The organism is Enterobacter sp. Ap-867, from assembly GCF_011752855.1.
In the GTDB taxonomy this organism is placed as follows: Bacteria; Pseudomonadota; Gammaproteobacteria; order Enterobacterales; family Enterobacteriaceae; genus Cedecea.
Genome location: NZ_VWWS01000002.1, coordinates 551,409 through 572,642, shown reverse-complemented (window position 1 = coordinate 572,642; position 21,234 = coordinate 551,409). Strand labels below are relative to the sequence as shown.

The window sequence follows — 21,234 nt, the reverse complement described above, 5'->3', positions numbered from 1 at the left end:
CGTAAAATGAAGGATTAATGGCGCAATAGTTTGCGGCGCGGGACGCCCATTGTCTACGCCTTTACTTGACGTTTTTATAAAGCAAAACGCCGCCCGTAAACGCTTCGCGGTGCGCGAGGGCTTACTGGGCGGCGAATTTTCCACAGAAATTGTGGATTAGAACTGCATCAGCTCGGTTTCTTTTTCAGACAGAGCCGCATCCACTTTCTTGATAGCAGCATCAGTCAGCTTCTGCACGTCGTCCTGAGAACGGCGATCGTCATCTTCACTGATCTCTTTGTCTTTCAACAGCGCTTTAACTTTATCGTTAGCGTCGCGGCGAACGTTACGAACAGCCACGCGTGCGCCTTCGGCTTCGCCACGTACCACTTTGATCAGGTCTTTACGACGCTCTTCGGTCAGCGGAGGCAGTGGAACACGGATATCGGTGCCCGCAGAGCTTGGGTTCAGACCAAGGTCAGAGGCCATGATCGCTTTCTCTACCGCCGGGCCCATAGAACGATCGAAGACGTTGATCTTCAGAGTACGGGTATCTTCAACGGTGACGCTGGCCAACTGGCGCAGCGGCGTTGGTGTGCCGTAGTATTCTACGACGATGCCGTCCAGCAGGCTTGGAGAAGCGCGGCCGGTACGGATTTTGCTGATTTGGTTTTTAAACGCTTCGACGCATTTATCCATACGCACTTCAGCATCTTTTCTGATATCGCTAATCACGTTACGAATCCTTGAAAACTGGTTTAAGGCAGACCACGCTTATTCTCTGCAGCTGCAACGCCGCAGGCTAAGTATAGCCCTGTTTATTCCTGGCTGTAGATAAAGCCAAATCTTACCCTGATTACCGGGCAACTGAAATTATTCAGTAATTAAAGTGCCTTCTTTCTCACCCATTACCACACGACGCAGCGCACCCGGCTTGTTCATGTTGAACACGCGGATCGGCAATTTGTGGTCACGAGCAAGGGTGAACGCGGCAAGATCCATCACTTTCAGCTCTTTATCCAGCACTTCACTGTAGGTCAGCTGATCGTACATGGTTGCAGCAGGATCTTTTGCCGGATCGGCGGTAAACACGCCATCCACTTTAGTGGCTTTCAGTACCACGTCTGCTTCGATTTCGATTCCACGCAGGCAGGCCGCAGAGTCAGTGGTAAAGAACGGGTTACCGGTACCGGCAGACAGGATAACTACGCGGTTAGCGCGCAGCAGGCTGATCGCTTCAGCCCAGCTGTAGTTATCACAAACGCCATTCAATGGAATAGCGGACATCAGGCGGGCGTTCACATAGGCGCGGTGGAGCGCATCGCGCATCGCCAGGCCATTCATTACGGTCGCCAGCATGCCCATGTGGTCGCCCACGACGCGGTTCATGCCGGCTTTAGCCAGGCCCGCACCACGGAATAAATTGCCACCGCCGATTACCACCCCGACCTGAATGCCAAGTTCCACCAGCTCTTTAATTTCCTGAGCCATACGGTCCAGAATACTCGCGTCAATACCAAAGCCTTCTGTGCCTTGCAGAGCTTCGCCGCTCAGTTTGAGCAGAATACGTTTGTAGACGGGTTTTGCATTGGTAGCCATGTTTCTTTCCTGAGAACAGTCAACGAATGGGGGATGGTTAATTCTGGCGACATTCTGTCGCATTTCAGTCTGCTCGCCTAACGGAGCGCTCTGAAATTGTAAGGCTGGATAAAAAGGAACCGCCGGTTGGCGGTTCCTTTTAAACCATTAAGACTGCTTGGACATGGCAGCAACTTCTGCTGCAAAGTCAGTCTCAACTTTCTCGATACCTTCACCCACTTCGAAGCGGATGAAGTTAGTTACGTCAGCATTGTGCTCTTTCAGCAGCTGAGCAACAGTTTTGCTTGGGTCCATGACGAACGGCTGACCAGTCAGAGAAACTTCACCGGTGAATTTCTTCATGCGGCCTTCAACCATCTTCTCTGCGATTTCTTTGGGTTTACCGGACTGCATCGCGATGTCCAGCTGAACCTGGTACTCTTTCTCTACAACTTCTGCAGAAACGTCTTCAGGCTTAACGAACTCAGGCTTGCTTGCAGCGATGTGCATGGCCAGCTGTTTAACCAGCTCTTCATCAGCACCTTTAGCGGCAACCAGAACACCGATACGTGCGCCGTGCTGGTAAGAACCCAGAACTTCGCCTTCCAGGGAAGAAACGCGACGGATGTTGATGTTCTCACCGATTTTAGCAACCAGTGCAACGCGCTCTTCTTCAAACTGCGCTTTCAGAACTTCAACGTCGGTGATTTTACCCGCGACTGCTGCATCCAGAACTTTGTTAGCAAATGCCTGGAAACCGCCGTCTTTAGCAACGAAGTCAGTCTGGCAGTTAACTTCCAGAATCACGCCGTAGTTGCCGTCGATCTTAGTGATGATCACGCCGTCAGCAGCAACGTTGCCTGCTTTTTTAGCCGCTTTGATCGCACCGGATTTACGCATGTTCTCGATTGCCAGCTCGATGTCGCCGTTGGCTTCGGTCAGCGCTTTTTTACAATCCATCATGCCAGCGCCAGTACGCTCACGCAGCTCTTTTACCAGGGATGCGGTAATTTCAGCCATTCTAAAATCCTCGGAGATGTTGCCTGCCCGGCGCATTGGCCAGACGGGCTTAAAAGTGAAAAAGGGGCCATAAAAAGGCCCCTAACCAAACTAGATACTACCTGGTTAAATAAGGGCTCTAACGAGCGTGCCTTATTATTCTGCTTCTACGAAGCTTTCTTCCGCCTGGGAAGCCAGATCCTGAGAACGGCCTTCACGAACGGTTGCAGCTACAGCGCCCAGGTACAGGCTAACAGCACGGATAGCATCGTCGTTACCAGGGATAACGAAATCAACACCGTCCGGATCAGAGTTGGTATCAACGATAGCAAATACTGGGATACCCAGGTTGTTTGCTTCTTTGATAGCGATGTGCTCGTGATCGGCATCGATAACAAACAGTGCGTCCGGCAGGCCGCCCATGTCTTTGATACCGCCCAGGCTGTTTTCCAGCTTGTCCAGCTCACGAGTGCGCATCAGCGCTTCTTTCTTAGTCAGCTTGTCGAAAGTACCGTCTTGAGCCTGAGTTTCCAGGTCTTTCAGACGTTTGATGGACTGACGAACGGTTTTCCAGTTAGTCAGCATGCCGCCCAACCAGCGATGGTTCACGAAGAACTGATCGCAGCTGTTAGCAGCGTCTTTCACCGCTTCGCTTGCAGCGCGTTTAGTACCAACGAAAAGGATTTTGCCTTTGCGAGAAGAAATCTTGTTCAGTTCAGCCAGAGCTTCGTTGAACATTGGTACAGTTTTCTCAAGGTTGATGATGTGAACTTTGTTACGTGCGCCGAAGATGAAAGGCTTCATTTTCGGGTTCCAGTAACGGGTCTGGTGACCGAAGTGAACACCAGCCTTGAGCATGTCGCGCATGGAAACAGTAGCCATGTTTTAAAACCTCTATATAAAGTATGGGGTTATGCCTCCACGTATCCCATATTGCCGACCCCAAAGGGCACCCCGGAATATGTGTCGATACGTGTGTGTTATTTACACAAAGTGAGCGTATTTGGCTGTACCCGAAAAATCGGAATACAAGTCCGGCGCGCTTTATACCATAAATGGCGCCCAGACTCCAATAGTTGTTGCCGTGATACGCACTTGATGATTCTCAATTTTGCAGGGAGACGCCCCCCCTGATACCATTACAGCAACTTCCCTGCTCATTTCATGTCGACGTTATCGACATCTGCGGATCTGATATGGCTATCTCAATTAAGACACCTGAAGAAATCGAAAAAATGCGCGTCGCTGGCCGCCTGGCTGCCGAAGTGCTGGAAATGATCGAATCCCACGTTAAACCGGGCATTACCACCGGCGAGCTGGATCGCATCTGTAATGATTACATCGTGAATGAACAGCAGGCTATTTCCGCTTGTCTGGGCTATCACGGCTTCCCAAAATCCGTTTGTATCTCTATCAACGAAGTGGTTTGCCACGGCATTCCAGATGATGAAAAAGTGCTGAAAGACGGTGATATCGTCAATATCGACGTGACCGTTATCAAAGACGAATACCACGGCGACACCTCTAAGATGTTCATCGTAGGCAAGCCGACGATTCTCGGCGAACGCCTGTGCCGCATCACCCAGGAAAGCCTGTATCTCGCGCTGCGCATGGTGAAACCGGGCATCCGCCTGCGCACGCTCGGCGCGGCAATCCAGAAGTTTGTTGAAGCAGAAGGTTTCTCCGTCGTACGTGAGTACTGTGGCCACGGCATTGGTCGCGTATTCCATGAGGAACCTCAGGTACTTCACTATGACGCAGATGACGGCGGCGTAGTGCTTCAGCCGGGCATGACCTTCACTATTGAACCGATGGTTAACGCCGGTGATTACCGCATTCGCACTATGAAAGACGGCTGGACGGTGAAAACCAAAGATCGCAGCTTGTCTGCTCAATACGAGCATACTATTGTGGTGACGGAGAACGGCTGCGAGATTATGACCCTGCGTAAAGATGACACCATCCCGGCAGTGATTTCGCATAACGAATGATGCCCTGACGTCAGTCAGCAATCTAAGCCGGCCCTGAGCCGGCTTTTTTTATGGGTAGCGCACAATGAGTCCAGCTTTGCCAGAGCAGTTTGCCAACACCACCGAACCCGAGATCGCCGGCCAGCCGGACTATCCAAACAGCTGGCAGGAAGCCGAACTTAACTGCGCAGACATCAAGTCGCACTTAGACACTTTCCAGAAATGGCTGGGTAAAGCCTTCGATAGCGGCGTTTCCGCTGAACGGCTTATAGATGCCCGCACCGAATTTATCGATCAGCTGCTGCAGCGGCTGTGGATTGCCTACGGCTTTGCCGATGTTCCCGAAGCCGCGCTGGTTGCCGTGGGCGGCTATGGCCGCGCCGAGCTTCACCCGCTGTCGGATATCGATCTCCTGATTCTGAGTAGAAAACGGCTAACGGACGCCCAGGCGCAGAGTATCGGCGAGTTGCTGACCCTGCTTTGGGACGTGAAGCTGGAAGTGGGCCACAGCGTACGTACGCTGGAAGAGTGCCTGCTGGAAGGCTTGTCCGATCTGACGGTCGCCACTAACCTCATCGAATCTCGCTTGTTAATTGGCGATGTCGCCCTGTTCCTTGAGCTTCAGAAACACATTTTCAGCGAAGGTTTCTGGCCGTCGGCAAAATTCTTTGCCGCCAAAGTCGAAGAGCAAAACGAGCGTCACCAGCGCTATCACGGCACCAGCTACAACCTTGAGCCCGACATCAAAAGCAGTCCTGGCGGCCTGCGTGACATTCACACGCTGCAGTGGGTTGCCCGCCGTCACTTCGGCGCCACCTCCATGGGCGAAATGGTGGACTTTGGTTTCCTGACTGAAGCAGAGCGTAAAGAGCTGGATGAATGCCAGCATTTGCTGTGGCGCATTCGCTTTGCCCTGCATCTGGAAGTCAATCGCTACGACAACCGGCTGCTGTTTGACCGCCAGCTTAGCGTGGCCCAGCGCCTGCACTACAGCGGCGAAGGCAACGAGCCGGTCGAACACATGATGAAGGACTTCTACCGCGTCACTCGCCGCGTGGGCGAATTGAACCAGATGCTTTTGCAACTGTTCGATGAAGCCATTCTGGCGCTCGATGCCAGCGAAAAACCGCGCCCGCTGGATGATGACTTCCAGCTTCGCGGCACGCTTATCGATCTGCGGGATGAAACCCTGTTTATGCGCGAGCCGCAGGCTATTCTGCGCATGTTTTACATGATGGTGCGTAACCGCGACATCACCGGCATTTACTCCACGACGCTGCGCCACCTTCGTCACGCCCGCCGTCATCTTACCCAACCGCTCTGCTACATCCCGGAAGCGCGCGAGCTGTTTCTGGTGATGCTGCGTCATCCTGGCGCGGTAAGCCGTGCGCTGGTGCCAATGCATCGCCATAGCGTGCTGTGGGCCTATATGCCGCAGTGGTCGCATATTGTCGGTCAGATGCAGTTCGACCTGTTCCACGCCTACACCGTGGATGAACACACCATTCGCGTCCTGCAAAAGCTGGAAAGCTTCGCGAAAGAAGAAACTCGCTCTAAGCACCCGCTGTGCGTCGATCTTTGGCCGCGCCTTTCCCATCCTGAGCTGATTTTAATCGCCGCTCTCTTCCACGATATCGCCAAAGGGCGAGGCGGCGATCATTCCGTGCTGGGCGCGCAGGACGTGCTGAAATTTGCCGAGCTTCATGGCCTTAACTCCCGGGAAACTCAGTTGGTTGCGTGGCTGGTCCGTCAGCATCTACTGATGTCCGTCACCGCTCAGCGCCGTGATATTCAGGATCCTGAAGTCATTAAACAGTTTGCCGAAGAGGTGCAGACCGAAAACCGCCTGCGCTATCTGGTCTGCCTGACGGTGGCGGATATCTGCGCAACCAATGAAACGCTGTGGAACAGCTGGAAGCAAAGCCTGCTGCGTGAGCTGTACTTCGCCACCGAGAAACAGCTGCGCCGCGGGATGCAGAACAGCCCGGATATGCGCGAACGTGTTCGTCACCACCAGCTTCAGGCGCTTGCCCTGCTGCGGATGGACAACATTAATGAGGAAGCGCTGCATCACATCTGGGCGCGCTGCCGGGCAAACTACTTTGTTCGCCATACGCCAAACCAGATCGCGTGGCATGCCCGGCATTTGCTGAAGCACGATCTTAGTCAGCCAATGATCCTGCTGAGCCCGCAGGCAACGCGCGGCGGCACGGAGATCTTTATCTGGAGCCCGGACAGGCCTTATCTGTTTGCCGCCGTCTGCGCCGAACTCGACCGTCGTAATCTCAGTGTTCACGACGCGCAGATCTTCACGACCCGCGACGGTATGGCGATGGACACCTTTATCGTGCTCGAGCCCGACGGCAGCCCGCTGTCCATTGACCGACACAATATTATTCGCCACAGCCTCGAACAGGCGATCACCCAGACGACCTGGCAGCCACCGCAGCCACGCCGTCAGTCGGCAAAACTGCGTCACTTTACCGTCGATACCGAAGTCAATTTCCTGCCAACGCACACCGACCGGCGTACGTTCCTTGAGCTGATTGCGCTCGATCAGCCGGGTCTTTTGGCCAGGGTGGGTGAAGTGTTCGCCGACCTCGGTATTTCGCTCTACGGGGCGAGAATTACGACAATTGGTGAGCGAGTAGAAGATTTATTTATAATCGCCACCGCAGACCGGCGTGCACTTAATAATGTGCTCCAGCAGGAAGTGCAGCAACGGTTGACAGCGGCCCTTAATCCAAACGATAAATAACGGTCTTTTATTTTTTACCTTTTTAGCCCGAAAGCGACAGTCAAGTTGATTGTCGCCCAAAAGTTGAAAGGTAAGTCACAATCAGGAAATGTTCATCATGCAGCAGCTACAAAATGTAATCGAAACCGCTTTCGAGCGTCGCGCCGAGATCACCCCGGCAAATGTTGATACCGTGACCCGCGAAGCGGTAAATCAGGTGATTGCCCTGCTCGACAGCGGTGCGCTGCGCGTTGCTGAAAAAATTGATGGCCAGTGGGTTACTCACCAGTGGCTGAAGAAGGCGGTACTGCTTTCTTTCCGCATTAACGACAACAAAGTTATCGAAGGTGCAGAAAGCCGCTATTTCGATAAAGTCCCGATGAAATTCGCCGACTACGACGAAGCGCGCTTCCAGAAAGAAGGTTTCCGCGTTGTGCCACCGGCGGCAGTACGCCAGGGCGCGTTCATCGCACGTAACACCGTGCTGATGCCATCCTACGTCAATATCGGTGCTTATGTTGATGAAGGCACCATGGTCGACACCTGGGCAACCGTGGGCTCTTGCGCGCAGATCGGTAAAAACGTTCACCTGTCCGGCGGTGTCGGCATCGGTGGCGTACTGGAACCACTGCAGGCTAACCCAACCATCATCGAAGACAACTGCTTCATCGGCGCGCGTTCCGAAGTGGTTGAAGGCGTGATCGTTGAAGAAGGTTCCGTGATCTCCATGGGCGTTTACATCGGCCAAAGCACCCGCATCTATGATCGCGAAACCGGTGAAGTCCACTACGGCCGCGTGCCAGCAGGCTCCGTTGTCGTTTCCGGCAACCTGCCTTCTAAAGACGGCTCTTACAGCCTGTACTGTGCGGTGATCGTGAAGAAAGTAGACGCCAAAACCCGCGGTAAAGTGGGCATCAACGAACTGCTGCGTACCATCGACTAAGTTTTTTGCACCAAAAGGCGGGTTATCCCGCCTTTTTTGCATCTGGCACTAGCGGAAAAGGAATTTTCCGTTAACTCTCTAATGGTTATTGATATTGAAGGGTACCGCTTATGTACGATAATTTAAAAAGTCTGGGTATTACCAATCCTGATGAAATCGATCGTTACAGCCTCCGGCAGGAAGCCAACAACGATATCCTGAAAGTCTATTTCCAGAAGGATAAGGGCGAGTTTTTTGCCAAAAGCGTGAAGTTTAAATACCCACGCCAGCGCAAAACCGTGGTGGCCGATGGCGTAGGCCAGGGCTACAAAGAAGTGCAGGAGATCAGCCCCAACCTGCGCTATGTCATCGATGAACTCGATCAGCTTTGCCAGCGTGACCGCACCGAAGTCGATCTTAAGCGTAAGATCCTCGACGATTTGCGCCACCTCGAGTCCGTGGTGACCAACAAGATCAGCGAAATTGAATCCGATCTGGAAAAACTGACTCGCAATAAGTAGTGCAGAACTCAATAAAAAAAGGGCCGCAAACGCGGCCCTTTTCAGCTCTACACGAAGATTACTGCATCAGAAGGTAAATCTGCGCATCACCGCGCTGGATGCTCAGCGCCATCACCGACGGCTTGCTGTCCATCACTTTACGCAGCTCAGCGATATTGTTCACCGCCTGCTGGTTCACGCCGACGATAATGTCACCTTTTTTCAGGCCAATACGCGCGGCCGGGGTATTTGGCTTCACGCTGGTGACCTGCACGCCTTTCTGGTCTTTACCGCCGCGGTTGCTCATCTCCGCACCTTCAATACCGGTGAAGATAGTGGCGGCATCAACCTGATTCTGAGTGCTTTGCTGCAGCTCCAGACTCACCGTCACTGGCTTGCCATCACGCAGCAGACCCAGCGAGATTTTGCTGCCCACTGGCATAGAACCCACTTCTGCGCGCAGTGCGGCAAAACTACTGATCGCCTTGCCGTTCAGCGTGGTGATCACATCCCCTGCTTTGATCCCTGCTTTAGCCGCGGAAGAGTTCGGCATGACCTGGCTGACAAACGCGCCACGCTGAGCGTCGACTTTCATCGCTTTCGCCAGCTCGGAGTTCAGCTCAGTGCCCATAATCCCCAGCTCGCCGCGACGAACCTGACCGTACTGCACCATCTGAGCGGTCAGGTTTTTCACCATGTTACTCGGGATAGCAAAGCCGATACCGATGTTGCCGCCGTCCGGGGCCAGAATCGCCGTGTTGATACCGATAAGCTCGCCGTTCAGGTTAACCAGCGCCCCGCCGGAGTTACCGCGGTTGATCGCCGCATCGGTCTGGATAAAGTTTTCGTAGTTTTCCACGTTCAGGCCGCTACGGCCCAGCGCAGAAACGATACCGGAGGTCACGGTTTCGCCCAGGCCATATGGGTTACCGATGGCTACGGTGTAATCACCTACGCGCAGCGCGTCGGAGTCGGCAATTTTAATCGCCGTCAGATTTTTAGGATCCTGCAGCTGAATCAGCGCGATATCGGAGCGTGGGTCTTTACCCACCACTTTGGCGTCAAACTTACGGCCATCGCTTAGCTGAACTTTAATCACAGTGGCGTTATCCACCACGTGGTTGTTGGTCACGACATAGCCTTTCGCCGCATCAATAATTACCCCAGAGCCCAGGGCCATAAATTTCTGCTGCTGGCTGCCTCCGTCACCACCACCGCCCTGAGCGCCACCGCCCTGGCAGAAAGGTGAGCTTTGGAACGGCGAACCGTCCTGGCAGAACGGGGAATTGTCGCCGAAGAATTGCTGGAAATTACGCCCCATACGCGGAGTATTTACCGTTGTGCTCCCTTCAACGTTGATACTCACCACTGAAGGCATCACCTGCTCCAGCATCGGCGCAAGGCTTGGCAGCGGCTGCGCAGCAGATGCGGAAGAGGCCGTCTCAGCGGCGGAGGCAGACATCGGACTCAGCGCCAAACCCAGACTAAGAGCCAGCGCACTCATTGCTAACGTGGTTTTTTTCATGGAATCATCTCAACTTTCAAATAACGCAAAATTGCTGTGTTGGTACACCATTCAGAGTGAAGTTTACGCGCTAAGTTCAGCGCTTAAGTGCATGGAAAAAGTAAAAATTTATTCTCTATCTTTACAAAACTCCCGAGAAAACTCACTCCACCGCCATCAGGCGTCGATACTCATCCCAGGCATATAAATCGGTCATTCCACTGATGTAATCCTGAATAAGCCTTGCACGGAAATAGTATTCCCACACGGAAAAATCAAGGCTTGCCGGGTGCAAAGCGCTCACCGCTTCTACATAGGCAAGCCTATGTTTAGTTGAAAGTTTGTGGAAAAGTCTTGATTCAATAGGCAGACGACGCAGGCTTTCCTTGCTCACCAGCTCCGTGAAGTCCTCCGTTGAAAGCTCGAGTAAGGGACTGTAAATATCCAGTAAACCGCTGATAACCCGATAACCCTGCAGCTCCAGTTGCTCAATATCCGGGTGGCTGAAGACCTGCCGCACGGCCACCTGCTTGTACAGCTCCAGCAGTCGGGCATACGGGCTGTCGTCCTCCAGCAGCGCATGATTGAACTCGCCGGAATAAATCTCAGGCAAATTGTCGATAAAACGCTGGGCGGCATACGGCGCCAGTTTGTTTAGCGTATTGACGCGCAGGTACATAAAGAACTGATCTTCCGCACTGCGGCGCATTTGGTTGGTGCGGGATTTCTCCCAGGCATCTTTGACTACCAGCTCAAAGAGATCGCCTTTCTTCTGCTCGCCCCAGGACTCGCTCAGATGCTGATAAAGCTGCTCGACGCTGAAAATACGTTTCTCAACGGCATCTTCGAGATCCGCCACGCAGTAAGAAATATCGTCCGCTGCCTCCATGATCCAGGTTAGCGGAAAACGGCTGTACTCGCCCAGGTTCAACTCTTTGCGCAGGCGCTCGATGTATCCTTCTTCCGACAAATAAAAGCCCGGCTTCTTCATCAAATAAGCGTGGCTTGCTGGCGGCTTTTGGGCAAACCAGGCCGGGCGGGTGTATTTGAGAATGCAGCCGACCTGCGCCCAGGTCAGGTTCATCCGCAGCAGGCTGTGCACCAGCCGGATGCCTTGCGCATTCCCTTCAAAATGGCACAAGTCCTGGCGAACTTTGCTGCGTAACGTATTTAATCCCTCTTCGCCTTCGCGCAGCCGGAGCACATCCACCTTGCAGCGATCGTCACTGCGTGGTTGCCCGCCGCTGTCTTTCGGCTGCAGACGCTGGCGGAACCAGTCGTTAATCGCCGACTCGCCAAAATGCCCGAACGGCGGATTGCCGATGTCATGCATCAGGCAGGCCATTTCCACTATGCTTTCAAACGGGCCAGTTAGCTCATCCAGCCCATATTTCCCCAGCGCCTTCTGCTCTTTCAGGCGGCTAAGGATCTCTTTGGCAATGTAGCGCCCGACCTGCTGCACCTCCAGCGAATGGGTAAGACGGGTGCGCACGGCAGCATTACGCTCCAGCGGGAAGACCTGCGTTTTCTGCTGCAGGCGGCGAATTGCGGGAGAATTAATGATCCTGCCGCGATCGCTTTCGAAGATACGCAGGATCTCAAGTTCGCTCTTCTCTCCTTCGGGCGAGCGGAAGCGTCGGTGCCAGTTAATTTTTTTGCGGAAGTCTATTTCGCTCATGCCCACTCCTGTTCCGTTGATAAGGAGACTGTATGCCATGATAGACTATGCCCCGAAAATTGAGTCATGTTCCACCACATTAGCGAGTATCTCTATGAAAGCAGGCATTATTGGTGCAATGGAAGAAGAAGTTACGCTGCTGCGTGACAAAATCGAAAACCGTCACACTCTGAGCATCGCCGGTTGCGAAATTTATACCGGGACGCTGAACGGCGTTGAAGTCGCGCTGCTGAAGTCCGGCATCGGCAAAGTTTCTGCGGCCATGGGTGCTACGCTGCTGCTGGAACACTGCAAGCCAGACGTGATCATCAACACCGGTTCCGCAGGTGGCCTGGCGCCGACGCTGAAAGTGGGTGATATCGTGGTATCTGAAGAAGTGCGTTATCACGATGCTGACGTCACTGCTTTCGGTTACGAATATGGCCAGATGGCGGGCTGCCCGGCAGCTTTCATTGCCGATAAAAAGCTTATTGAGGCAGCAGAAACCTGCATTAAAGAGCTGGATCTGCACGCGGTTCGCGGCCTGATCGTCAGCGGCGATGCGTTTATTAACGGCTCAGTGGCGCTGGCAAAAATTCGCCACAACTTCCCGCAGGCCGTGGCGGTAGAAATGGAAGCGACGGCCATCGGCCACGTTTGCCATAACTTCAACACGCCGTTTGTGGTTGTACGCGCCATCTCCGACGTGGCCGATCAGCAGTCCCACCTGAGCTTCGAAGAATTCCTGGCCGTCGCCGCCAGGCAATCCACCCTGATGGTGGAAAAACTGGTTCAGCACCTGGCTCGTGGCTAAGCTCATCCCTTGGCGCGGGGCGACCGCCCTGCTCCTTTGCCTACCGGCGCTGCTGTTTGCGGCGCCTCGTGTCATCTCCCTCTCTCCCGCTAATACAGAACTGGCCTTCGCCGCCGGTATCACCCCTATTGCGGTGAGCGCTTACTCTGATTACCCGCCGCAGGCAAAGCAGATTGAACAGTTAGCCAACTGGCAGGGCGTGAACTTCGAGCGCATCGTTGCCCTGAAACCGGACGCAGTCCTCGCCTGGCGAGGTGGTAACCCGGACAGGCAGGTAAACCAACTGGTTTCGCTGGGCATTAAGGTCATCTGGCTGGATCCTAAAAGCGTTGCCGACGTTGAGGCCGCGCTGCGTCAGCTAGCCCCGCTCAGTCCAACACCAGAAAAGGCAATCAAAGCCGCAGAGACGCTATCCCGGCAGTTTGCAGAGCTAAAAACTCGCTACAGCCATACCCAAAGCAAAAAAGTGTTCCTGCAGTTCAGCCAGCAGCCGCTGTTTACCACCAGCAAAGATTCCATTCAGAACGAAGTCGTTGAGCTTTGCGGTGGGCGCAATATTTTCGCTGACAGCCGGGTTCCCTGGCCGCAGGTCAGTCGCGAGCAGGTTCTGACGCGTCAGCCGCAGGCTATTATTATCTCGGGCGATGCGAGCAATATTCCGTCGGTGCAGCAGTTCTGGAGTAATCAGTTGAAAGTTCCGGTTATTGCCGTGAATGATGACTGGTTTACTCGCTCGGGCCCGCGTATTATCCTCGCCGCAAAACAGCTCTGCGAAGAGCTGGCGAAAGCTTAACGTCATGCTCTGAGGGTCATAAATGCTGGTCTATTGGCTGGATATTGTCGGTACCGCCGTGTTCGCTATTTCCGGCGTTTTGTTGGCCGGAAAGCTGCGGATGGATCCCTTTGGCGTGCTGGTGCTTGGGGTGGTTACCGCGGTAGGCGGGGGAACTATCCGCGATATGGCGTTAGCCAACGGCCCGGTATTCTGGGTGAAAGATCCCACGGACCTTGTCGTCGCCATGGTGACCTGTATGCTGACGATCGTCCTGGTTCGCCAGCCGCGACGCCTACCTAAGTGGGTACTTCCCGTGCTGGATGCCGTCGGCCTGGCCGTGTTTGTTGGCATCGGCGTCAATAAAGCGTTTCTGGCCCATGCCAGCCCGCTGGTTGCAATCTGCATGGGCGTAATCACTGGCGTAGGCGGCGGGATCATCCGCGACGTATTGGCTCGTGAAGTCCCGATGATTCTGCGCACCGAGATTTATGCCACCGCCTGTATTATTGGCGGTATCGTCCACGCCACGGCTTACCACACCTTTAACGTCCCGCTGGAGCAGGCCAGTATGATTGGTATGGGGGTCACGCTGGCGATTCGCCTGGCGGCCATCTACTGGCACCTTAAACTGCCGACCTTTGCGCTAAATGACCGACAATAGCGATAAAAAAAGCCGCGTTTGATACGCGGCTTTTTTATTTCAGCAACTTATCAGATGCTGAAGGAGGAACCACACCCACAGGTGCTTTTCGCATTCGGGTTAGTCACCACGAAGCGGGAGCCTTCCAGGCCTTCGCTGTAATCCACCGCGCCACCGACCAGGTATTGCAGGCTCATTGGATCCACAACCAGGGCAACGCCCTGCTTCTCGATGGTCATATCGCCGTCGTTGATCTGGTCGTCAAAGGTAAAGCCATACTGGAAGCCGCTGCAACCACCACCGGTGATATAGACGCGAAGTTTCAGATTCGGGTTCTCTTCGTCTGCAATCAGACTTTTCACTTTATTGGCTGCGGCTTCGGTAAACTGCAGCGGCAGCGCTACTACGTCATCACTCATTTTTTGCTCCCAACAATTAACAAGTCGGGCAGAAAACAACCCGCACTTTTGCGGCATTATCTAATACCCGAGTAATTCGTTCAAGTATTCTGCCCGGCGGAAGCCTGCTCGCCTGCTCGCGCTTTCTCAGCTTCTTGTTTTGCCAGAGTTCTTGCCAGAATCACCGAGTATAGCGGTTTCCCGCCCAAAAATTGTGCCAACAGTGTCGCCCCAAGACAGGTGATAATCATTGGCAAAATGAGCTGGTAATTATCCGTCATCTCAAGCACCAGCACGATAGCGGTGAGCGGTGCACGCAGTGAGGCGGCGAGTAACGCTCCCATTCCGGCAATCGCAAAGGTGCCCATATCAAGATGATACGCGGGGAACCAGGCGGCACAAGCCGTGCCAAACGCGGTGCCAAGCAGCGTGCCCAGCGCCAGCATCGGGGCAAAAATACCGCCCGGTGCACCGGAGGAGAAACAGAGTAAAGTGGTGATGACCCGAGCGATGAACAGGAACAGCAGCATGCCGATGGTGTAATTCCCCACGGCCGCAATCGGGATAAGGCTAAACCCGCCGCCGGACGCCGCCTGCTGAATAAGCCCCAGCACACCGCAAAGCCCGCCAATAAGCCCGCCGATCAGCACCCACTTCTTAATGTTGCCGCCGTGAATGCGCTGGAACATATCCTGAGCGCCGATCACCAGCCGGTTAAACACCACGCCGACAATGCCAAAAATCATGCCGAGGATGAGATACAGCCAGAGCGTGTTGACCGGTGCATCCGCCAGCTTACCCACCTGAATCACCGTGGTTTCGGTATTAAAGATCCGGAACACGATGCTCGACATAATCACGCCGATAAACACCGCTTTTATCGAAACCAGGTTATAGCGGAACTGGGTACGCATCTCTTCGATGATAAACAGGATCCCGGCCAGCGGCGCATTAAATGCCGCAGACAGCCCGGCAGCAGCGCCAGTTGCCAGCAGCGAATGACGAGCTTCCGCACTTTTCATGCGGAAAATGTCCGTCACCATACGCCCGATGTTACCGCCAAGCTGTACGGTCGGCCCTTCACGCCCCAGCACCATTCCCGCGCCGAGCGTGCCCATCCCGCCGATGAATTTCACCGGGATCACGCGCCACCAGCGCACCGGCCGCAAATCCTCCAGTGCCCCTTCGATTTCAGGAATGCCCGACCCACCGGCTTCAGGCGCGAAACGACGCACCAGAAAATAGCCGACCATCGCCAGCAGCGCCGAGCTGATAAACGCCAGCGGCCATACCAGCCAGGCGCTGTCCGCGACCTGCGCCAGCATACCGATACGGTGCTGAAGCACCCAGTTAACCGACTTCTCAAACGCCACGCCGACCAGGCCCGCCAGCGTGCCAACCACCGCGGCCATCAGCAAAATCATTAGCGGCATTTTATCCTGGCCAATCAGACGACGCAGAATCGCTCCGCGACGCTGTTGGACGCTTTGCGCCTGATCGAGAGAGTTATGGGCTAAATTCATGGTTCCGAACCGGTTAGTCATACAAATAAGGCGGGCATTTTACCCACAGAAAAGACCTTCGTCTTATTAAATTAGCTAATAAACCGTAACGTTTGATTTGGGCAAATATTTCAACGCGAGGCAGGTTTCACATAGAATAGCCCGCTGTCACCATTTCCACGAATCAGGAGCCGATTCATGAGTAAGTCTGAAAACCTGTACGCCGCAGCCCGCCAGGTCATTCCCGGCGGCGTTAACTCTCCGGTACGCGCCTTTACTGGCGTAGGCGGAGTGCCTCTGTTTATCGAGCGTGCGGACGGGGCTTACCTGTATGACGCAGACGGTAAAGCCTATATCGATTACGTTGGTTCATGGGGCCCAATGGTACTCGGCCACAACCACCCGGCGATCCGCAACGCGGTCATTGAAGCCGTTGAGCGCGGCCTGAGCTTTGGGGCGCCAACCGAAATGGAAGTGAAAATGGCGGAGCTGGTTTGTGAGCTGGTGCCGACCATGGACATGGTTCGTATGGTGAACTCCGGCACCGAAGCCACCATGAGCGCTATCCGCCTCGCTCGCGGCTACACTGGCCGGGATAAAATCATCAAATTCGAAGGCTGCTACCACGGCCACGCGGATTGCCTGCTGGTGAAAGCCGGTTCCGGCGCTCTGACGCTCGGCCAACCAAACTCTCCGGGCGTGCCGGCTGACTTTGCGAAGCACACCCTGACCTGCACCTATAACGATCTGGCCTCCGTGCGCGAAGCCTTTGAGCAATATCCTCAGGACGTGGCCTGTATCATCGTTGAACCCGTCGCGGGCAACATGAACTGTATTCCTCCGCATGCGGACTTCCTGCCGGGCCTGCGAGCGCTGTGCGACGAATTTGGTGCACTGCTGATTATTGATGAAGTGATGACCGGCTTCCGCGTGGCGCTGGCGGGCGCTCAGTCTTACTACGATGTAGAACCAGACCTGACCTGCCTCGGCAAAATCATCGGCGGCGGGATGCCAGTCGGCGCCTTCGGTGGCCGTCGCGAAATCATGGACGCGCTGGCACCAACGGGCCCGGTTTACCAGGCGGGCACGCTCTCCGGGAACCCTATCGCCATGGCGGCGGGCTTCGCTTGCCTGACAGAAGTGTCGCAGCCCGGCGTTCACCAGACCCTGACCGAGCTGACGGAGATGCTGGCTAACGGCCTGTTGAATGCGGCTAAAGCAGAAAACCTCCCACTGGTGGTGAATAACGTCGGCGGCATGTTCGGCCTGTTCTTCACCGATGCCGAAACCGTCACCAGCTATAAAGACGTGGTTGCCTGCGATGTAGAGCGCTTCAAGCGCTTCTTCCACCTGATGCTGGAAGAAGGTGTATACCTTGCGCCGTCCGCGTTTGAGGCGGGCTTTATGTCCGTGGCGCATAGCAAAGAAGATATTCAGCGGACCCTCGAAGCGGCACGCCGCGTGTTTGCGAAGCTGTAATTTTACCCTCACCCGGCCCTCTCCCTGCAAGGGCGAGGGGGAAAACAGCAGATTTATGCTCTTTTCAGTTCCCTCTCCCCTTTGGGGGGAGGGTTAGGGTGAGGGGTTACCGCCCCTGCTTTCTCAGCAAATAAACGAAATAAGGCGCACCGATAAACGTCGCCAGCAGCCCCGCCGGCACCTGATTCGGGAAAAGAATCATCCTGCCGCACCAGTCCGCCAGAATCATTAACATCCCGCCAAAAATCCCGGCCATCGCTATCTGCGGCATTGCCCTGCGGAAGCCAAGCATGCGAGCAATATGTGGCGCCATCAGCCCGACAAAACTCAGCGGGCCGACGATTAACGTCGCCGTGGCGGTAAGCGTTGCCGCCAGCAACAGCAGCGCAAAGCGCGATGGTGTTAACGCCATTCCCACCGCCCGTGCGGTGGCACCGCCCAGCGGTAAAATTACCAGCCAGCGGCGCAGTAGCGGCGTGATGGCTAACAGCCCAACCATGACACCCAACGTTCTGACTGCCTGCTCGCCTGTAACGTTATACGTCGAGCCAGAAATCCAGGTCAGCAGCGTCGCCATACGCGGATCGCCGCTTGCCATCAGCATCATCAATAGCATGGTAAAGGCGGTGCTGAGCGCCATCCCGGCCAACAGCATACGCTGAGGAGAAAACCCGCCTCGTCCGGCAGCCATCATGATGATCAGCAGCGTTACCGCCGCCCCAAGACTGCCCGCCGGCAACAGCCAGACAAACGCGTTCCCCGGCACAATAAACAGCATCAACACCACGCCGAAGGCCGCGCCGGAGCTAATACCCAAGACTTCCGGACTTGCCATCGCGTTGCCGGTTAACCGCTGGATAAGGCAGCCCGCAACTGCCAGCATCACGCCTGCGGTCAAAGCCGCCATAACGCGCGGCCAGCGCCACGGCAGCACATCGTCAAAGAGCGCACCACTTAACCATCGCCAGCCGTGTGCGTCACGCCCCAGTGCCAGCGCGGCGGCAATCACCAGCAGCAGAATGCCAAGTCCCGTGGCCACCCAAAGCAGCACACGCTGGCGTTCAGCCTGAACATGATCTCCGGCGCTCATGGACGGCGCACCGCTGGTACGCAGACGAGGCAGCAGCCACAGCAGGATAGGTGCGCCAATCAGCGCAGTGACCGTCCCGGTAGAGACTTCACCCCACACGCTGGAAAGCCAAACTACCACCTGGTCAGACAGCCAGAGAATAAGCGCCCCAATTAGCGGAGCCAGGCACAAACGAGCAACCAGGCGCCGAGCCCCCAGCATTTTTGCCAGCAGCGGCGCAAACAGCCCGATAAAACCAACGATCCCGACCGCATTAACCAACTGAGCACTGATCACAATCGCCAGCGCCAGCGTCACCAGCCTGACCAGCGAAAGCGCCAGGCCCAGATTACGCGCCACGCCATCATCCAGTCCCATCAGCGTTAACGGACGCAGCAGCAGCAGCGTTAGCAGCAGGCCGCCCAGCAGGCGTGGCCACAGACTCTCAACGCTGCTCCAGTCCTGTTGATTGAGCGATCCAGTGCTCCACAGGAACATATTCTGCAGCTGGTCATGGTGGAAGATTGCCAGCAGTTGGTTGACCGCCCCGCAATAAAGACTCAGCACCAGGCCCGCAAGAATCAGCGTGACCGGCGACAACCGCTTGCCCCAGGCGATGCCAAAGACAAGCAGGCCAACGACCGCCGCACCAATCAGCGCCGCAAAGGGCTGGGCAGCCAGCGGCAGCACCCAAAGCGTAGCAACCGTGACGCCAAGCTGAGCCCCGCTGGCTACACCAAGCGTTGTCGGCTCCGCCAGAGGATTGCGCAGCACCTGCTGGAACAGCACGCCGACGAGACCCAGCCCGGCACCAACCAACAGCGATATTGCGAGACGCGGCAGCAGGCTGAAGTGAAACAGCATCTGTTGAACATTGTCGATGTCCGGCTGGATAAAAGCACTGCGCCACTGCGAAGAGGGTAAGACGCCATGCATGTTATGCAGCGTCAGCCATAGCGCGCAGACAAACAGCACCAGCAGCAGGCTGGAGGGGAAAATAACGTGACGTTTCATCAGGTCAGGCTCCTCAGGCCATCGTCCAGCACGCGGGCGAAGTGCATAGCCGACATCGTCGTGCCATAAAGCCAGACGGCGGGAACTTGCTGAAAACGGTTCTGGCGGATAAACGGCATCGCTTTCCACAGCGGCGTGGCCGTTACCTGGCGGGCTACCGCTTCGTTTCTATGGTCGAAGCACAGCACATCGGCGTCTTTGATCGACGCAAGGCGTTCAATCCCAACAACCGCCGTCCCCCAGAAGTTCGTTTCTTCTTGCCAGGCATTCGTCACCCCCAGCAAATCCATCACCTGCTGGAACAAACTATGTTTGCCCACCACCAGCGCATGGCGATTATCCAAAAATGACATCAGCAGCACTGGACGATTGCCGCGCGCGGCAAAGCGAGGCTTCATGCTGGCAATAAACGCATCAAATTCGGCCAGATGCCGACTGGCGGCCTGCTGCATACCCAGCGTATCCCCCAGTTGAATGAGCGATTTACGCGCAATATCCAGCGGCTTGCCGGAGCCATCGTTAAAATTGAACCCAAGCCCAGGGGCGATACGGGTGATTTTTTCCGGCGAAGGGCCGTAGCCCGCAGAATAGAGAATCAGCGATGGTTTTAGCTGCGCCATCAGCTCGAGGTTAGGTTCGGTGCGCAGGCCAACATCAATCACGCCTTCCGGCAGCTTAGGTTCGTTCACCCAGATTTGGTAATTAGGGATGTCGGCGACGGCCATCGGCGTGACGCCGAGCGCCATCATCAGCTCAACGGGCAGCCATTCCAGGGCGATGATGCGTTTTGCATCCGGCACCGCCGCCTGCGCGGCAGGTAATTTTAGCAGCAGCGGTGAAAGCGCCATCGCCGCCAAAAGGCGGCGACGGGTTAAAATAAAGTCATTCATACGGCTCATCAATAAACAAAACTCACCGGCGCAGCCCCCGCCGGGTGCGGCAGGATGCCCATCGGAATACCGTAGATATGCTCCAGCGTATCACTTTGCATTAAGGCTTCCGGCGTCCCTTGCGCGATCATTTCGCCACCGCGTAGCGCCACCAGATTGTCGCAGTACCGCGCAGCCATATTAATGTCGTGCAGAACGGCAACCACCGTCAGGCCGCGCTCCTGGCTAAGGCGATGGATCAGCGCCAGCACGTCCACCTGATGAGCGATATCCAGCGCAGAGGTCGGCTCATCCAGCAGCAGGCAGCGGCTATCCTGCGCCACCAGCATGGCGATCCATGCCCGCTGGCGCTCGCCGCCGGACAGGCTGTCCACCAGACGATGCGCGAACGGCTTCAGCCCTACCAGACTGATTGCCTCATCCACCAGCTCACGGTCAGCCACCCCAAAACGCCCTAAAGCCCCATGCCACGGATAACGACCAATCGCAACCAGCTCACGCACCGTCATACCCTCAGCGGCAGGAAGCTGCTGGGGAAGATAGGCCACCTGCCGGGCAAAAGCTTTGCTGCCCCAGCTGTCCAGCGGCTGTGAGTTCAGCAGAATTTCACCCTCAGAAGGTTTCTGGTGGCGACCCAGCATTTTCAGCAGCGTCGATTTACCGGAGCCGTTATGGCCAATCAGGCCAGTGACTTTACCCACCGGGAAGGTGATAGACAGCGGATGGAGTAGCGTGCGGCCGGGCACGCGAAACGTGACATCAGTGAGGCTAAAAGTCGTGTCGGGATGAAGCTGTTTATCCTGCATG

The 21,234-nt window shown here is 55.4% G+C and carries 19 protein-coding genes; 8 read left to right on the top strand and 11 right to left on the bottom strand.

Annotated elements, in window-relative coordinates:
* Nucleotides 1–156: 156 nt before the first annotated feature.
* The 4 genes from frr to rpsB form a co-directional block, all read right to left on the bottom strand.
* Nucleotides 157–714 carry a ribosome recycling factor gene (frr, locus tag F3J26_RS10230; protein ID WP_008456929.1) on the bottom strand — a complete coding sequence of 186 codons (558 nt, stop codon included), beginning with the start codon at nt 712–714 and terminating at the stop codon, nt 157–159.
* Between the two features lie 138 nt (nt 715–852).
* Nucleotides 853–1,578, bottom strand: a complete 726-nt coding sequence (gene pyrH, locus F3J26_RS10225; protein ID WP_008456928.1) for a UMP kinase — start codon at nt 1,576–1,578, stop codon at nt 853–855.
* A gap of 147 nt (nt 1,579–1,725) precedes the next feature.
* Entirely contained in the window at nt 1,726–2,577 is an 852-nt protein-coding gene (gene tsf / locus F3J26_RS10220; protein WP_008456925.1) for a translation elongation factor Ts, read from the bottom strand.
* 135 nt (nt 2,578–2,712) lie between these two features.
* Nucleotides 2,713–3,438 (bottom strand): 30S ribosomal protein S2, encoded by a 726-nt coding sequence (gene rpsB, locus F3J26_RS10215; RefSeq protein WP_008456923.1) that lies wholly within the window; start codon nt 3,436–3,438, stop codon nt 2,713–2,715.
* Between the two features lie 314 nt (nt 3,439–3,752).
* On the opposite strand from rpsB, the gene map reads away from it, so the two are divergent.
* From map to F3J26_RS10195, 4 genes are all read left to right on the top strand, one after another.
* Entirely contained in the window at nt 3,753–4,547 is a 795-nt protein-coding gene (map, locus tag F3J26_RS10210) for a type I methionyl aminopeptidase (protein ID WP_039300527.1), read from the top strand.
* A 64-nt stretch (nt 4,548–4,611) separates the two neighbouring features.
* Nucleotides 4,612–7,284 carry a bifunctional uridylyltransferase/uridylyl-removing protein GlnD gene (gene glnD, locus F3J26_RS10205; protein ID WP_034808526.1) on the top strand — a complete coding sequence of 891 codons (2,673 nt, stop codon included), beginning with the start codon at nt 4,612–4,614 and terminating at the stop codon, nt 7,282–7,284.
* Nucleotides 7,285–7,381: 97 nt separating this feature from the next.
* On the top strand, nt 7,382–8,206 hold the full coding sequence (gene dapD, locus F3J26_RS10200; protein ID WP_008456915.1) for a 2,3,4,5-tetrahydropyridine-2,6-dicarboxylate N-succinyltransferase: 825 nt from the start codon (nt 7,382–7,384) through the stop codon (nt 8,204–8,206).
* A gap of 110 nt (nt 8,207–8,316) precedes the next feature.
* Entirely contained in the window at nt 8,317–8,706 is a 390-nt protein-coding gene (locus F3J26_RS10195; protein ID WP_008456913.1) for a DUF3461 family protein, read from the top strand.
* Nucleotides 8,707–8,764: 58 nt separating this feature from the next.
* On the opposite strand, the gene degP is transcribed toward F3J26_RS10195, so the two are convergent.
* Both degP and dgt read right to left on the bottom strand, forming a co-directional pair.
* A complete protein-coding gene (gene degP / locus F3J26_RS10190; protein WP_008456911.1) occupies nt 8,765–10,210 on the bottom strand; it encodes a serine endoprotease DegP in 1,446 nt (481 codons plus the stop codon).
* A 142-nt stretch (nt 10,211–10,352) separates the two neighbouring features.
* Nucleotides 10,353–11,867, bottom strand: coding sequence for a dGTPase (gene dgt / locus F3J26_RS10185; RefSeq protein WP_166993603.1), 1,515 nt, complete (start codon nt 11,865–11,867; stop codon nt 10,353–10,355).
* A 94-nt stretch (nt 11,868–11,961) separates the two neighbouring features.
* Here dgt and mtnN point away from each other — a divergent pair, with 94 nt between their 5' ends.
* From mtnN to F3J26_RS10170, 3 genes are read left to right on the top strand one after another with little or no spacing between them, the layout of a single operon-like run.
* Nucleotides 11,962–12,660, top strand: coding sequence for a 5'-methylthioadenosine/S-adenosylhomocysteine nucleosidase (gene mtnN, locus F3J26_RS10180; RefSeq protein WP_166993601.1), 699 nt, complete (start codon nt 11,962–11,964; stop codon nt 12,658–12,660).
* The gene (gene btuF, locus F3J26_RS10175; RefSeq protein WP_166993599.1) at nt 12,653–13,453 is read left to right on the top strand and encodes a vitamin B12 ABC transporter substrate-binding protein BtuF; all 801 of its coding nucleotides are present in this window, start codon (nt 12,653–12,655) and stop codon (nt 13,451–13,453) included. Before mtnN ends, btuF begins: the two co-directional genes overlap by 8 nt.
* A gap of 22 nt (nt 13,454–13,475) precedes the next feature.
* The gene (locus tag F3J26_RS10170) at nt 13,476–14,096 is read left to right on the top strand and encodes a TRIC cation channel family protein (protein WP_166993597.1); all 621 of its coding nucleotides are present in this window, start codon (nt 13,476–13,478) and stop codon (nt 14,094–14,096) included.
* Nucleotides 14,097–14,146: 50 nt separating this feature from the next.
* Here the strand turns inward: F3J26_RS10170 and erpA are convergent, their stop codons facing one another.
* Both erpA and clcA read right to left on the bottom strand, forming a co-directional pair.
* A complete protein-coding gene (gene erpA, locus F3J26_RS10165; protein WP_008456903.1) occupies nt 14,147–14,494 on the bottom strand; it encodes an iron-sulfur cluster insertion protein ErpA in 348 nt (115 codons plus the stop codon).
* A gap of 80 nt (nt 14,495–14,574) precedes the next feature.
* Nucleotides 14,575–15,996, bottom strand: coding sequence for a H(+)/Cl(-) exchange transporter ClcA (clcA, locus tag F3J26_RS10160; RefSeq protein ID WP_166993595.1), 1,422 nt, complete (start codon nt 15,994–15,996; stop codon nt 14,575–14,577).
* A gap of 177 nt (nt 15,997–16,173) precedes the next feature.
* On the opposite strand from clcA, the gene hemL reads away from it, so the two are divergent.
* Nucleotides 16,174–17,454: a glutamate-1-semialdehyde 2,1-aminomutase gene (gene hemL, locus F3J26_RS10155; RefSeq protein WP_166993593.1), complete on the top strand. Its 1,281-nt coding sequence runs from the start codon at nt 16,174–16,176 to the stop codon at nt 17,452–17,454.
* Nucleotides 17,455–17,560: 106 nt separating this feature from the next.
* Here the strand turns inward: hemL and fhuB are convergent, their stop codons facing one another.
* Genes fhuB through fhuC form a run of 3 tightly spaced genes read right to left on the bottom strand, consistent with a single transcriptional unit; the run spans nt 17,561 to nt 21,233 of the window.
* The gene (gene fhuB, locus F3J26_RS10150) at nt 17,561–19,537 is read right to left on the bottom strand and encodes a Fe(3+)-hydroxamate ABC transporter permease FhuB (protein ID WP_502706583.1); all 1,977 of its coding nucleotides are present in this window, start codon (nt 19,535–19,537) and stop codon (nt 17,561–17,563) included.
* Nucleotides 19,537–20,436, bottom strand: coding sequence for a Fe(3+)-hydroxamate ABC transporter substrate-binding protein FhuD (gene fhuD, locus F3J26_RS10145; RefSeq protein ID WP_166993591.1), 900 nt, complete (start codon nt 20,434–20,436; stop codon nt 19,537–19,539). Before fhuD ends, fhuB begins: the two co-directional genes overlap by 1 nt.
* Entirely contained in the window at nt 20,436–21,233 is a 798-nt protein-coding gene (fhuC, locus tag F3J26_RS10140; protein WP_008460370.1) for a Fe3+-hydroxamate ABC transporter ATP-binding protein FhuC, read from the bottom strand. The genes fhuD and fhuC overlap by 1 nt, the downstream gene beginning before the upstream one ends.
* Nucleotide 21,234: the final 1 nt, after the last annotated feature.